The sequence below is a fragment of the Pectobacterium sp. IFB5596 genome (genome assembly GCF_021432585.1).
GTDB lineage: Bacteria > Pseudomonadota > Gammaproteobacteria > Enterobacterales > Enterobacteriaceae > Pectobacterium > Pectobacterium punjabense.
The window spans coordinates 114,176-127,957 of record NZ_LXFY01000004.1; the positions used below are offsets into that span (position 1 = coordinate 114,176).

Genomic DNA, 13,782 nt, shown 5'->3' on the forward strand with positions numbered 1-13,782 from the left:
GTCATGACTCCTCAACGTTATGCACGCATAAAAGAAATGCTGAACGGCCGTCAGCCCGATCTGACGATTTGCATGGAGCAGGTGCATAAACCGCATAATATTTCTGCCGTGATCCGCACTGCGGATGCTGTCGGCGTACATCAGGTTCATGCCATTTGGCCCACCAGCCGAATGAAAACGCTGGTTTCCTCCGCTGCGGGCAGTAATAGCTGGGTAGAAGTTAAAACCCATCGCACCATACATGATGCGGTCGGCCATCTGAAGGATGAGGGGATGCAGGTTCTGGCGACCAATTTGTCTGAACACGCGGTCGATTTTCGGGAAATTGATTACACCCTACCGACCTGTATTCTGCTCGGACAAGAAAAAACCGGAATTACTGCCGAAGCGCTCAAACTGGCCGATCGGGATATTATCATTCCGATGACCGGCATGGTGCAGTCGCTGAATGTCTCCGTGGCCTCAGCATTGATCCTGTATGAAGCACAGCGCCAGCGCCAGATCGCTGGCATGTATCAGCGTGAAGACAGCCCGTTGAATGAAGAAGAGCAGCAGCGCCTGCTGTTTGAAGGGGGTTATCCGGTACTGGCGCGCGTCGCAAAACGTAAAGGACTACCTCGCCCTTATATTGACCATCAGGGTCAGATTGTAGCGGATACCCCGTGGTGGGCCGCGATGCAATCGTCGGAGTGCTGATGAAAGGCCGCCTGCTAAACACCCAACCGCTAAGCACACTTGCCGGCGTGGGTGCCAGTCAGGCAGCAAAACTCGCCCGACTCGGGCTAGAAACCGTGCAGGATTTATTGCTGCATTTGCCCCTGCGCTACGAAGACCGCACGCACCTTTACCCGATTGGTGACCTCCTTCCCGGCATGTATGCCACCGTGGAAGGTGAAATCCTACGCAACGACATCACCTTTGGCAGCCGCCGTATGCTGACCTGCCAAATCAGCGACGGCAGCGGCATGCTGACCATGCGTTTCTTTAATTTCAGCGCAGCGATGAAAAACAGCCTCGCGCCGGGGCAACGTGTTACCGCTTATGGCGAAATCAAGCGCGGTAAAATCGGCGCAGAAATCATCCATCCTGAATACCGTGTTCAGGGGGATAATACCCAAGTTGAGCTACAGGAATCGCTGACGCCTGTTTACCCCTCCACAGAGGGCATTCGTCAGGCGACCCTGCGCAAACTCACCGATCAGGCGCTGGAGCTACTCACCGCAAACCACATCGATGAATTGCTGCCTGAATCACTGAGCCGATCGCTCATTAGCCTACCGGACGCGCTGCGCACGTTACATCGTCCCCCACCGGATATGCAGCTCAGCGAGCTTGAGCATGGGAAACACCCAGCGCAGCAGCGGCTGATTATGGAAGAATTGCTGGCGCATAACCTGAGCATGCTCGCCGTACGAGCAGGGGAACAGCGCCATAAAGCTTCGCCGCTACCCGCTAAAGACAGCCTGAAACAGCAACTGCTCTCCGCCCTACCGTTCACCCCTACGCAGGCACAAGATCGTGTCGTGGCGGAGATCGAAACGGATATGGCGAAAGATTTCCCGATGATGCGTCTGGTACAGGGTGACGTGGGCTCAGGGAAAACACTGGTCGCCGCGTTGGCCGCATTACGTGCTATTGCCAATGGCAAGCAGGTCGCGCTAATGGCACCAACAGAGCTATTGGCCGAACAACACGCTCATAACTTCCGTCAGTGGTTTGAACCGCTAGGGCTTGAAGTCGGCTGGCTGGCTGGCAAACAAAAAGGAAAAGCGCGTCAGGCGCAGCAGGACGCCATTGCTAACGGTCAGGTTTCCATGGTTGTCGGGACCCACGCCATTTTCCAGCAACAGGTGAAATTCAACGGGCTGGCCTTGGTCATCATTGACGAACAGCATCGCTTTGGCGTTCATCAACGCCTTGCTCTGTGGGAAAAAGGCGAAGAACAAGGCTTTCATCCTCATCAACTGATTATGACCGCCACCCCTATTCCCCGGACGCTGGCGATGACGGCCTATGCCGATCTGGATACCTCAGTTATTGATGAGCTACCGCCGGGCAGAACCCCTGTCACCACGGTCGCCATACCAGATTCACGCCGCAGCGACATCATCGAACGAGTGAATAGCGCCTGTCAGCAGGAAGGTCGGCAGGCTTATTGGGTCTGTACACTGATTGAAGAATCCGACCTCTTGGAAGCACAGGCAGCGGAAGCCACCAGCGAAGAACTGAAGGCTGCGCTACCGAATCTCAAGGTTGGGTTGGTTCATGGCCGCATGAAAGCGCAGGAAAAGCAGGCGGTGATGCAGGCTTTCAAACAGGGTGAACTGCAACTTCTGGTGGCAACAACCGTCATCGAGGTCGGGGTTGATGTACCCAATGCCAGCCTGATGATCATTGAGAACCCGGAGCGTCTGGGTCTGGCGCAATTGCACCAATTACGTGGTCGCGTTGGGCGCGGTGCGGTGGCATCCCACTGTGTGTTGCTCTACAAAACACCGATGAGCAAAACCGCACAAAAACGACTTCAGGTTCTACGCGATAGCAATGACGGCTTTGTCATCGCCCAGCGCGATCTGGAAATTCGCGGACCAGGGGAATTATTGGGTACGCGGCAAACGGGCAATGCCGAGTTCAAAGTGGCCGATCTTCTGCGCGATCGGGATTTGATCCCACAGGTACACCGCGTTGCCCGCCATCTGCATGAGCACTATCCCGAGCACGCCATTGCGCTCATCGAACGCTGGCTACCCGAGCGGGTACGCTACACAAACGCCTGATGATATCAGCTATATTTTTAGATTTTAAAAATACTATATTTTAACAAAAGTGACGGTTCCAATACGCGATTCTGGGTTTTCCAGTTGAGATATATATTTATTGAAAATAATTCTATTCCTTAGCAAGGAATTAGCTCCATTCAAAATAAACTTCTCTTCTTTAGATAAATTTTTAGATCCATTTATCTCTGTAGATACGTCAAGTTTATTATTTGTAAAATTTTCAATAAAAACATTAAAAACATTTTTCCCCGTTTGTGCGCTGACAAGAGAAACAGGTGAATTATTTTTCTTATTATACTCGTCAGTGGCTGTTTTTAATATTTCATTGAAAACTCCATTTTTTTTATCACGTTGAATTTTCCATGTATTATCAACACCTTGGAGTCGAGAAAAACCATTGATATCATTAGACATACTACCCCCCTATTAATAATGCATACCCTTTCCATCGGTGCTTTAGTTCATAAATTGGCATATTTATCTTTCCAATTTCAGGATCATAAAGCGTCGCATTTTCTTTATTCATTCTATCAAGAACAACAAAGTGTATGTATTCTGGCCCTTCGATAGGAATAATAATCGGTTCAGATATAACAAGTTCGTTGTCAATTTCAAATTTAACACCTTTAGCAGGGTATCCCAATCGCTCTACCTGCTGTTTTAAATCAAGAAGTGAGAATCCACTCTCTATCTTACTTCTCTCTGCTCCACTATCAGATCGAAAAATGATATCGGAGATTATTTCTATTTCTTTAATGTCAATACCAAATTTCATATTCAAAAGAAGAGACAGTGCCGCAGGCCCACATGAAAAATCTGTAGTTTGCCGATTAATCCCATCCATACGCAAATTAACCCACCCTTTAATCGATGTGTTATAGGCATATGAATAGTTCATTATCAACATAATAAAAATGCACAATAAACTTTTCATCAGAAATTCTTAGTCATTGTTATTCCGACAGTAGTACCTGTAGAATCCAAAGGAAAAGTTACTTCTGGCATAATACTCAATTTACTGGATAGTAGATAAGAGAAATAAAATGAAAGTAACTCGGTTTCTGAATCAGTTCCTTTCATGGTAGTACCATAATACTTCATCTTATCGGTCCATGCGTAAGTAAACTTAGAACCAAAAGAAGACATGTTATTCAAAGAGTATCCAGACCCAAGATAAAGAGACACCGTATCGCCTACTTTTATTTTCTCTTTTCCTTTATTCGTTTCAAACGTTTTTTCGTATGAAACGCCACCAAAAAATGTCACAGGATCTACGATACGCACAAAACTAATCGCCGGAGTGACGCTCCAATAACCTTCACTGTTGTTCAACGGTTGTTTCCAGGAGTCCAGTTTTTCAACAAATTCTTTTCTTCCTGTCGGTATTCCTATAGAAAGAGACCCAGTAATTGCCGGAAATTCCATTGACTCTTTAAGAATTCGATATTGTATACCCGTAGATATATCACCAACGTGTCCATTTTCCGCACTACGACTCCAAGCATTACTTGATACATCTTCAATCCGAGTATATGTATAAGGTAGATTAAACCATACACTTAAATTTTCAGTCACACCAAATCGAGGAGACACATAAAGATATAGTTTTTTAACTGAATAACTAGAAACCTGATAAGGACCTTGCAATGGCAGAGATGAGATCGATTTGTATGTCCTATATTTAAATCCAAAATCAACATCCGTCTCACCTGGATTAAGAAGAACAGTATAATCTGACAGGTAACTAATCGGTGCGCTATACTCTTCTTGTTTTTTATCTATTTTTGAAATAACATTTTCTCTATCCCTGACGATATCAAAATCTTTAACATCTTCAAAATTAAAATCGTAACTTACATTATGACGAGTGATTTTTTGTTTGTTATCCGATTTTGTAAGATAGCCAGTGACACGATCACCATTATTTAATGCAACAGTAAACTCATTATCAGTATTAATAAAAACAATGTCTTTTGCAGCTATCCTAATACTAGACTCATAAATGGTTCCAAAAACACAAACACCATTTTTAAAGGAAATAACATGCCCGGAAATGTTATCCCCATTTTTTAACTCGATTGTATCCGCACTAGCTATTGGTCCAATGAAAAATAATGCTGCCGCACCAAAAATTCGCAGAATCATTATCATCACCAACTTGTCACATTAATATTTCTAGTCCATTTAGCCCATCTAAGCGCTGTATTTGACATAGTTCCATCATTGTTTATAACACGATAATATTCTTCAACAATAGGAGCATTAGCATCATTAAACCCTCCATTTTTACTTTTCGAGGCTCGCCATATATCACCTATTACGGTATATTTATTCCCGTTACCAGTATCAGTTATCGTTATCGCACCTTTTTGGAAATACTCACTATTAGGAAAATAAGTTTTGTGATCCTCATCAACACCAAAATCATGTAACATATTTATATAATGGATACCATAAAAAGGTTCTCTTTCAGTAATCGTCAGAAACCCTTCTAAAGGTGCTTTTATCCCAGGATTACCAGCCATATTAAGAGTCGAATATTTAGGGAATTTAATATTTACCCATGGGTTTACATAACCAGATCCTGTTCCTGTCCATGGCTTTTTCGGTGGAAAAAGAGGCGGGTAAATAATACCAGGGATAGGCGCAATTAAACCTTTTCCATGGATATTAGCAAGCTGAGCATCATTTAGTTCAGTGACAACAGCCTGAGCTGCTGTGGAAAAAAATAGCGCCATTAACACTATTTTTACTTTCATATCATCATCCTTGATCATTTTAAATGAAAAATATTTTATTTAGTGCAAAAAGGAGGGGGAAGTCGCTCCCTGCAACTTTAATAAAATGACTATGAATTCATCGAAGCCATTATATATCAAGAAAAATGATTTAATCTAGTTGAAATAAATCATTATTACGGGATTATTTTAATTTAATATAATTAACAAGATAATTATATTAAATTGGTGTTATAACAAGTTCACACAGCATTATTTTTATTAGAATAAAAATGATGGAATCCATTTTTTATAAGATAAAAAACATATTTAATTTAAAATTACCTTATATAAGGTCGCTGTGATTGCCTTTTTCGAGACTATTTTCATCATTAATAATATTCTCACAAAGGGAAAACATCTGTCTGATGGGCTATTTCATAACCTAAAAATCATGTGGACAAACGTTAGCAAACGTTTGCTTTCGACAAAGAGATCATTAAAATGCGCTCTTTGTCGTTTCAGGAACGCCAACTTACATCATGACTACCACCACGGAAACGTCCCAAACCGAAGCCGCTGCCACTCCTCAGCGCAGTGAACTTATCTATCGTCTTGAAGACAGGCCACCGCTGCCGCAAACGCTGTTCGCCGCCAGCCAGCACCTGTTGGCCATGTTTGTTGCTGTGATTACCCCCGCGCTACTGATCTGTCAGGCATTAGGTTTACCCGCTCAGGATACGCAGCGCATCATCAGCATGTCGCTTTTCGCTTCCGGCCTGGCCTCTATTCTCCAAATTAAAACCTGGGGTCCCATTGGTTCTGGTCTTCTATCTATTCAGGGCACCAGCTTTAACTTCGTGACGCCGCTGATTATGGGTGGGCTGGCGCTGAAGAATGGTGGAGCGGATGTTCCCACGATGATGGCTGCGCTGTTCGGTACGCTGATGGTCGCGTCCTTCACCGAAATCATTCTTTCACGCTTTTTGCATTTAACTCGCCGCATCATCACCCCGCTGGTTTCCGGCATTGTGGTGATGATCATTGGTCTGTCGTTGATTCAGGTCGGCCTGACCTCTATCGGCGGTGGTTATGCCGCGATGGGTAATAACACCTTCGGTGCGCCTAAGAACTTATTGCTGGCAGGTGTGGTGCTGCTGGTGATTATTCTGCTGAACCGCCAGCGTAACCCCTACCTGCGCGTCGCCTCGCTGGTGATTGCCATGGCGGTGGGTTATCTGGGTGCCTGGCTAATGGGTATGCTGCCGGAAAACACATCCTCGCAACACGATACAGCCATCATGGTGCCCACACCGCTGTATTACGGTTTAGGCTTTGACTGGAATCTGTTGATTCCGCTGATGCTGGTCTTCATGGTCACATCGTTGGAAACCATCGGTGATATCACCGCGACCTCCGACGTTTCCGAGCAGCCCGTCAAAGGCCCACTGTACATGAAACGCTTGAAAGGCGGCGTGCTGGCAAACGGTCTGAACTCTTGCCTGTCCGCTGTATTCAATACCTTCCCGAACTCTTGCTTCGGCCAGAATAACGGCGTCATCCAGCTTACCGGCGTTGCTAGCCGATATGTCGGTTTCGTGGTTTCACTGATGCTGATCGCGCTAGGGCTGTTCCCTGCGGTCAGCGGATTTGTGCAACATATTCCAGAGCCGGTTCTGGGCGGCGCCACTATCGTGATGTTTGGTACGATCGCCGCCTCTGGTGTGCGCATTGTATCGCGTGAACCGCTGAACCGCCGTGCGATCATGATTATTGCATTGTCACTGGCTGTCGGCCTTGGCGTATCACAGCAGCCGTTGATTCTGCAATTCGCACCGGATTGGATTAAAACATTGCTGTCTTCCGGTATTGCCGCTGGCGGTATTACCGCAATCGTACTGAATATGGTCTTCCCACACGAAGAAAAATAGCGCCAGTACGCAATAATTTCTGTTCAATTCATGTAAAAGCGAGCGGTGATGCAACACCGCTCGCTTTTTACTGTCTGTAACAGCATTACCTATTGAGCCTTCAGGGAAATTGCGGCATAAGAACAGTTCTCCCTGACGATTGGCATGGACTGACACGATGAAATTTATCGGGAAATTATTGCTGACCCTACTGCTGCTGGCCTTTTTAGCGCTAGTGGTCGTATATGTATTACTGCAAACCAGTTGGGCTGCAGGCTGGGTGAGTAATTGGGTAAACCAGAACACCAACTACCAGTTATCTCTGGGCAAAATCAATCATGGCTGGTCAACAGCCGATCATATCCAACTCACCGATGTCAGTTTTGGTCAGAAAAACCAGCCGCCGACCCTCACCGCAAAGCAGGTCTCAGCCGGGTTTAGCGTGCGTCAAATTACCGATCCGCGCCATTTCGCCAGCCTGGAATTGGAAGGCGGTACGCTGAACCTTTCCCCACAGGCCGCCACGCTCCCTATCGAAGCCGATGTGCTACAACTGCGTACCATGGCACTACAGGCAAAGGACGGTGATTGGCGCCTGAATGGTCAGCAGATCAACGGCGGCATAATGCCGTGGCAGCCCGAAGCGGGTTATCTACTGGGCAAACAAGGGCAGTTCCAGCTCAGCGCCCGTTCGCTTGAGCTCAACGATATTCCTGCCAGTCAGGTATTAGTTCAAGGCGAGATCAACCACAACCAGCTGATTTTGAGCAATTTCGGCGCCGATGTTGCCCAGGGGCAGCTAACAGGCAACGCCAGCCGCGCGGAAGACGGCAGTTGGCAGATAGGTAATCTCCGACTCAGCAATGTCCGTTTGCAAACGCAGAGAACGCCGGAAGCCTTCTGGCAGCCCGTAACCGAACTACCTTCGGTTACGGTTAACCGCTTTGACCTGATTGATGCTCGTATTGAAGGGCCGGGCTGGGCGTTTATCGACCTGGATGTTGCCCTACAAAATGTCACGTTTAAGCAGAATGACTGGCAGAGCGAAGGGGGGACGCTGTCGTTCAATGCGACCGATATTGTGAACGGCAACATGCACCTTATCGACCCGATCGTGAATCTGGATTTGTCGCCAGCGGGTGTTAACATCAAGCAGTTCTCCACACGCTGGGAAGGCGGTTTACTGCGGACCAACGGCAACTGGCAGCGGAGCAATCGGCGCTTACAGCTGAATGAATTTGTTGTTGCCGGGATGGAGTACACACTCCCCAGCGACTGGCGTCAACGTTGGCAAGCGACACTGCCATCATGGCTGGCAGAAGTGAATGTGCGAAAATTCACGGCGAATCGTAACCTGCTAATCGATATCAACCCGGATTTTCCTTTCCAGCTAACCGCATTGGATGGTTATGGCAGCGATTTGCTGCTGGCTCGCAATCACCAATGGGGAGTGTGGACAGGATCGTTGACTCTTAATGCCAGTGACGCAACGTTCAATAAAGTTGATGTTCGTCGCCCTTCTCTGGCATTGGTCGCCGATGATAACCAGCTCGCCATTAATGAACTCAGTGCATTTACGCAGAATGGCATGCTGGATGCTAAAGCAACCATCAATCAGCAACCCGCACGCAACTTTTCCCTATCGCTGACAGGGCGCGCCGTACCGCTAGATGTTCTGACACGTTGGGGATGGCCAGAACCCGCAACCGCACCAACAGGCAACACCAATCTGCAATTGCAGTTAAATGGGCGGCTTGCCGCGGATACACCGCTGAAGCCGACGCTAACTGGCACGCTACAAGGTGTGGATAGCAATGATCATCCCATCAGACAGCAAATGCATCAGGGAACGGTGACGGAAACGCCATAAATATTACGTTTTCAAAGACGTTAAAAGCATTTACAGATTAATAACATGCTGAAAAATAGGGTAAACCCCGTAAAAACCACGGGGTTACTCTGACGGGGTACTGCGGGCTAGCGTGAAGCGTGATGTACGGATGGGAAGAACGTCATAAGGCTCAGTAACGGGTTAATCGACTTCCGATCCCCCCTCTTCCAATGGCGCATCCGGCTGAGCAGGCAGCACGATATACACCCCTTCAAATAACGCCCCTTTATTGTCATCACCGAACAGCTCGACGTTTAACTGCACTCGCGCCTTACGCCCTCGGGCCAGACGATCCAGATCGCCACTCAGCGACCCCAAATCGGCAATAGCGCTTGGTCGGCCACTGACTGGCGTACTGTAACGAATATGCGCATCCGCCAGAATGATCGTTCCACCAAGATGCCGTTCACGCAGCAACAGCCAGATCAACCCCCAACCCGTTAGCGTTGCGAGAGAAAACATACTGCCGGCAAAAAGCGTGTGATGCGGATTCTGATTACCCGCTTCAGGCATGGTAGTAATAAATTTCTTCCCGGTGTACTGGCTTATCCGTACCCCCATTTTTTCACTCAGAGGGATATGATCATACCAAGCCTGCTGCAACTGCCCGCACCAGTCAGGGCGGTGCAAGATATCATCCAGCGTTACCACCGGTTTGATCATCAGGAAGTGCCGAACAGGCGTCGTTTGCGGCGCAGTGATTTCCCCCTGATTAACAAAACCTAGTTTGGAAAAGAAGTCCATTGCGTCTTCACGGGCGCTACAGACCACGCGTTTAACGCCTTCCTGACGTGCTACAGACTCCAGAGTAATCGCAAGCAGTGTTCCTAACCCTTTCCCCCGTAGGTCAGGATGAACAGCTAGAAAGCGGATTGCCGCCTCATTATCTGCATTGATAGAAAGACGCCCAATCGCGACCAGCTTCCCCTGCTCATCAACCACCGTTTGGTGATGTGCCAGCGCGTCATAGGCATCACGTTCGGAGCCTAGCGGCTGGTGTAGGGGTTTACGCAGCATTTCCCAGCGAAATTGATAGTACGCATCCAGTTCTTCCGCGCTTTCAGGTACTCTCAGATGATACATAGCCCTTCCTCTATGCCGATGATGCTTTGTTGCACCATGGTTCATAAGATCTCAAACTGATACACGGAACAGCAGCGTTATGTCTGTAACCAGAACGTCACCGGGCCATCATTCACCAATGCCACTTTCATATCCGCCGCGAACTGCCCCGTTTCTGTATGAACGCCTTGCTCACGACACTGCCCAACAAAATACTGATAGAGGCGATCGGCCTCTGAGGGATGTGCACCACGGGAAAATCCAGGTCTCATACCACGCTGCGTATCGGCCACCAGCGTAAACTGGGAAACCACCAGCACATTACCGCCTGCCTGACGCACATTGAGGTTCATTTTCCCGTCATCGTCACCGAATATCCGGTAGCCCAACACGCGCTCGCAAAGTCGTGTAGCTTTTTGTTCGTCATCGCCCTGCTCAACGCCCAGCAAGATCAGCAAACCTTTATCGATTTCCCCAACCACACTGCCTTCTACCGTAACGCTGGCGCTGGAAACCCGCTGAATTAGCGCAATCATAAAACCCAACTACTCCTGATGTTATCATTCCCAAGAGGGGCTATGTCCGCCCCTGCGATACAAATCATGCTTTGGCCGTCGTTGTCTGCATAGCGAAAAAGTCTGGAACCACGTGACGATCGGTCACCAGAATGCTGTGAATGCCCAGACTCTGCGCAGCATCAATATTTGCAGAATTATCGTCAAAAAACACGGCCTGCTCAGGCGTAACACCTTCCTGTGTCAGGACATAGTGATAAATCGCCAATTCAGGTTTGCGTAACCCAATGTCTTGCGACAAATAGAGTCTGTCAGCCGCATCCCCCACTTCTGGAAACAATGCTGGCCAGTGTGAACAATGGAGACGATTGGTATTCGAGAGAATCACCACGCGGTGTCCTTCCTGACGCAAACGCTGCATGATGTCGATAACCTCAGGACGCAGTGCAATAAAAATAGCCTGCCAACCAGCGGTGAATTGCTCGAAGCTCAGGGCGATGCCCATTTCCTGGCACAGCCTGGTGGCAAATTCCTCGTCGCTAATTTCGCCCCGCTCATGCTGTTCAAACGCGTCGCCCATGACAAAGCGCTCTTGCAACGTTGCGAGCGGCGCGCTGCTCAGATTACTCCAGACGCCCAATACTCTTTTGAAATCAATATCAATGACGACATTACCCAAATCAAAGATATACAGCATGGCAGCCACCTTCTGACGCAATCGTAGGATTTTCACTGTAGCGGGAAATGGCGGAGCTGAACAGGGAGGAAATATAAAGGAAAGGTTAAAGTGGAAGAAAGCGCATAAAATTCAGGGCACCCGAAGGTGCCCTGTTACGTGACAATACAAATCGGTCTGAAATTAGACGTCTTTGCTGCCGCGGCTCGCGCGCTTACGATCGTTTTCAGTCAGGTGACGCTTACGAATACGAATAGACTGTGGCGTAACTTCAACCAGTTCGTCATCATCAATGAACTCCAGCGCTTGTTCCAGAGACATTTTGATGGCCGGAACCAGCGTAGTCGCTTCGTCAGTACCCGATGCACGCATGTTGGTCAGTTTCTTACCGGTCAGACAGTTTACCGTCAGGTCGTTAGAACGTGAGTGAATACCGATGATCTGGCCTTCATACACTTCTGCACCGTGTCCGAGGAACAGCTTACCGCGATCTTGCAGGCTAAACAGTGCGAACGCGACCGCTTTACCCTGACCATTAGAGATCAGCACGCCGTTCTGACGTTGGCCGATTTCACCCTGACGCACGTCATCGTAGTGGCTGAACGTGGAGTACAGCAGACCTGTACCAGACGTCATAGTCATGAATTCGGTACGGAAACCGATCAGACCACGAGCAGGGATCAGGTAATCCAGACGGATACGACCCTTGCCATCTGGGATCATGTCTTTCACATCACCTTTACGCTCACCCATGGCTTGCATGACTGAACCCTGGTGCTGTTCTTCGATGTCCAGCGTCACGTTTTCAAACGGCTCTTGGTTACGGCCGTCGATAACGCGGTTGATAACTTTCGGACGTGATACGGCCAGTTCAAAGCCTTCACGACGCATGTTTTCGATCAGAACTGACAGGTGCAGCTCACCACGACCAGAAACGCGGAATGCATCAGCGTCTTCGGTTTCGTCAACGCGCAGAGCAACGTTGTGTACCAGCTCTTTGTTCAGACGCTCCAGAATCTGGCGCGACGTAACATACTTACCTTCTTTACCGCAGAATGGTGAAGTATTGACGTTGAAGAACATGGTAACGGTAGGTTCATCGACGCTCAGTGCTGGCAGCGCTTCGACATTCTGCGGATCGCAGATGGTGTCGGAAATGTTCAGCTCGCCCAGACCGGTGATCGCGATGATATCGCCTGCTTCCGCTTCAGTCGCGTCGATACGCTCCAGACCCAGGTGAGTCAGAACTTTACCGACTTTACCGTTACGGGTTTTGCCTTCGCTATCAACAATAGTAACTTGTTGGTTAGGCTTAACTTTACCGCGCTTGATACGGCCGATACCGATAACGCCAACATAGTTGTTGTAGTCCAGCTGAGATATCTGCATCTGGAACGGCGCATCCATCTCAACCTGAGGCGGAGAAACGTGATCGACAATCGCCTGATACAGCGGAGTCATATCTTCCGCCATGTCGGTATGGTCGAGACCCGCGATACCATTCAGCGCAGAAGCATAAATGATCGGGAAATCCAGCTGCTCGTCAGTCGCATCCAGGTTCACGAACAGGTCGAATACCTGATCGACAACCCAGTCAGGACGCGCGCCAGGACGGTCAACTTTGTTGATAACCACAATAGGTTTCAGACCGTTGGCAAACGCTTTTTTGGTCACGAAACGAGTTTGCGGCATCGGGCCATCCATCGCATCAACAACCAGCAGTACCGAGTCAACCATCGACATAACACGCTCAACCTCGCCGCCGAAGTCGGCGTGTCCCGGGGTATCTACGATATTAATACGGTAGTCTTTCCAATTAATGGCGGTATTTTTTGCGAGGATAGTAATTCCACGCTCTTTCTCCAAATCGTTGGAGTCCATTACACGCTCAGTTGCTTCGACACGTTCACCGAACGTTCCGGATTGTTGCAACAGTTTGTCAACCAGGGTGGTTTTCCCATGGTCAACGTGCGCAATAATGGCGATGTTACGCAAATTTTCGATCACAGCTTTGCCTCAGGCATTTAGAAATAGCGCGCTATTGTACACGTATTAATCGAGGGACTAAACAAGATCACAAGCATCTATGATAAACAACCTAGAGCTGCCTGCTTTGTGATCCCTTTCACGGTGCAAAAGCGCTACAAGCGAACATGAATGCACTAAATAAGTGCAATAATTCACATATGGAGCACCATTTTGGTGCTTTAGACTATAATGGTGCAGTGGGT

The 13,782-nt window shown here is 48.2% G+C and carries 12 protein-coding genes; 4 read left to right on the forward strand and 8 right to left on the reverse strand.

All coding sequences use genetic code 11. The features are described from left to right. Window positions 1–3: 3 nt before the first annotated feature. Entirely contained in the window at window positions 4–696 is a 693-nt protein-coding gene (trmH, locus tag A6301_RS06315; RefSeq protein WP_107169348.1) for a tRNA (guanosine(18)-2'-O)-methyltransferase TrmH, read from the forward strand. Further along, window positions 696–2,777, forward strand: coding sequence for an ATP-dependent DNA helicase RecG (gene recG, locus A6301_RS06320; RefSeq protein WP_234257361.1), 2,082 nt, complete (start codon window positions 696–698; stop codon window positions 2,775–2,777). Before trmH ends, recG begins: the two co-directional genes overlap by 1 nt. A 33-nt stretch (window positions 2,778–2,810) precedes the next feature. Here recG and A6301_RS06325 read toward each other — a convergent pair whose 3' ends face one another. The 4 genes from A6301_RS06325 to A6301_RS06340 are packed head-to-tail and all read right to left on the reverse strand — an operon-like array spanning window position 2,811 to window position 5,539. Further along, complete coding sequence (locus tag A6301_RS06325) at window positions 2,811–3,194, reverse strand: hypothetical protein (RefSeq protein ID WP_234257362.1); 384 nt, start codon at window positions 3,192–3,194, stop codon at window positions 2,811–2,813. A gap of 1 nt (window position 3,195) precedes the next feature. After that, window positions 3,196–3,714, reverse strand: coding sequence for a C39 family peptidase (locus tag A6301_RS06330; RefSeq protein ID WP_234257363.1), 519 nt, complete (start codon window positions 3,712–3,714; stop codon window positions 3,196–3,198). Continuing rightward, a complete protein-coding gene (locus tag A6301_RS06335; RefSeq protein ID WP_133169858.1) occupies window positions 3,714–4,925 on the reverse strand; it encodes a transporter in 1,212 nt (403 codons plus the stop codon). The genes A6301_RS06330 and A6301_RS06335 overlap by 1 nt, the downstream gene beginning before the upstream one ends. Window positions 4,926–4,930: 5 nt before the next feature. Then, window positions 4,931–5,539 carry a hypothetical protein gene (locus A6301_RS06340; RefSeq protein ID WP_234257364.1) on the reverse strand — a complete coding sequence of 203 codons (609 nt, stop codon included), beginning with the start codon at window positions 5,537–5,539 and terminating at the stop codon, window positions 4,931–4,933. Between the two features lie 500 nt (window positions 5,540–6,039). Here A6301_RS06340 and A6301_RS06345 point away from each other — a divergent pair, with 500 nt between their 5' ends. Together A6301_RS06345 and A6301_RS06350 are read left to right on the forward strand one after the other, a co-directional pair. Continuing rightward, window positions 6,040–7,428 carry an NCS2 family protein gene (locus A6301_RS06345; RefSeq protein ID WP_234257365.1) on the forward strand — a complete coding sequence of 463 codons (1,389 nt, stop codon included), beginning with the start codon at window positions 6,040–6,042 and terminating at the stop codon, window positions 7,426–7,428. Window positions 7,429–7,585: 157 nt separating this feature from the next. Continuing rightward, complete coding sequence (locus A6301_RS06350; protein ID WP_205540580.1) at window positions 7,586–9,277, forward strand: AsmA family protein; 1,692 nt, start codon at window positions 7,586–7,588, stop codon at window positions 9,275–9,277. Between the two features lie 162 nt (window positions 9,278–9,439). Here A6301_RS06350 and fabY read toward each other — a convergent pair whose 3' ends face one another. The 4 genes from fabY to typA form a co-directional block, all read right to left on the reverse strand. Continuing rightward, entirely contained in the window at window positions 9,440–10,381 is a 942-nt protein-coding gene (gene fabY / locus A6301_RS06355; protein ID WP_107169356.1) for a fatty acid biosynthesis protein FabY, read from the reverse strand. A gap of 77 nt (window positions 10,382–10,458) precedes the next feature. Next, window positions 10,459–10,896, reverse strand: a complete 438-nt coding sequence (dtd, locus tag A6301_RS06360; RefSeq protein WP_010281657.1) for a D-aminoacyl-tRNA deacylase — start codon at window positions 10,894–10,896, stop codon at window positions 10,459–10,461. Between the two features lie 64 nt (window positions 10,897–10,960). Further along, window positions 10,961–11,572, reverse strand: coding sequence for a glucose-1-phosphatase (yihX, locus tag A6301_RS06365; RefSeq protein WP_107169358.1), 612 nt, complete (start codon window positions 11,570–11,572; stop codon window positions 10,961–10,963). A 162-nt stretch (window positions 11,573–11,734) separates the two neighbouring features. After that, window positions 11,735–13,558: a ribosome-dependent GTPase TypA gene (typA, locus tag A6301_RS06370; protein WP_107169359.1), complete on the reverse strand. Its 1,824-nt coding sequence runs from the start codon at window positions 13,556–13,558 to the stop codon at window positions 11,735–11,737. Window positions 13,559–13,782: the final 224 nt, after the last annotated feature.

Bases quoted from the DNA above. Each gene is read 5' to 3' on its own strand.
- trmH (WP_107169348.1), top strand. From the start codon at position 4: ATGACTCCTCAACGTTATGCACGCATAAAAGAAATGCTGAACGGCCGT.
- recG (WP_234257361.1), top strand. From the start codon at position 696: ATGAAAGGCCGCCTGCTAAACACCCAACCGCTAAGCACACTTGCCGGC.
- A6301_RS06325 (WP_234257362.1), bottom strand. From the start codon at position 3,194: ATGTCTAATGATATCAATGGTTTTTCTCGACTCCAAGGTGTTGATAAT.
- A6301_RS06330 (WP_234257363.1), bottom strand. From the start codon at position 3,714: ATGAAAAGTTTATTGTGCATTTTTATTATGTTGATAATGAACTATTCA.
- A6301_RS06335 (WP_133169858.1), bottom strand. From the start codon at position 4,925: ATGATTCTGCGAATTTTTGGTGCGGCAGCATTATTTTTCATTGGACCA.
- A6301_RS06340 (WP_234257364.1), bottom strand. From the start codon at position 5,539: ATGAAAGTAAAAATAGTGTTAATGGCGCTATTTTTTTCCACAGCAGCT.
- A6301_RS06345 (WP_234257365.1), top strand. From the start codon at position 6,040: ATGACTACCACCACGGAAACGTCCCAAACCGAAGCCGCTGCCACTCCT.
- A6301_RS06350 (WP_205540580.1), top strand. From the start codon at position 7,586: ATGAAATTTATCGGGAAATTATTGCTGACCCTACTGCTGCTGGCCTTT.
- fabY (WP_107169356.1), bottom strand. From the start codon at position 10,381: ATGTATCATCTGAGAGTACCTGAAAGCGCGGAAGAACTGGATGCGTAC.
- dtd (WP_010281657.1), bottom strand. From the start codon at position 10,896: ATGATTGCGCTAATTCAGCGGGTTTCCAGCGCCAGCGTTACGGTAGAA.
- yihX (WP_107169358.1), bottom strand. From the start codon at position 11,572: ATGCTGTATATCTTTGATTTGGGTAATGTCGTCATTGATATTGATTTC.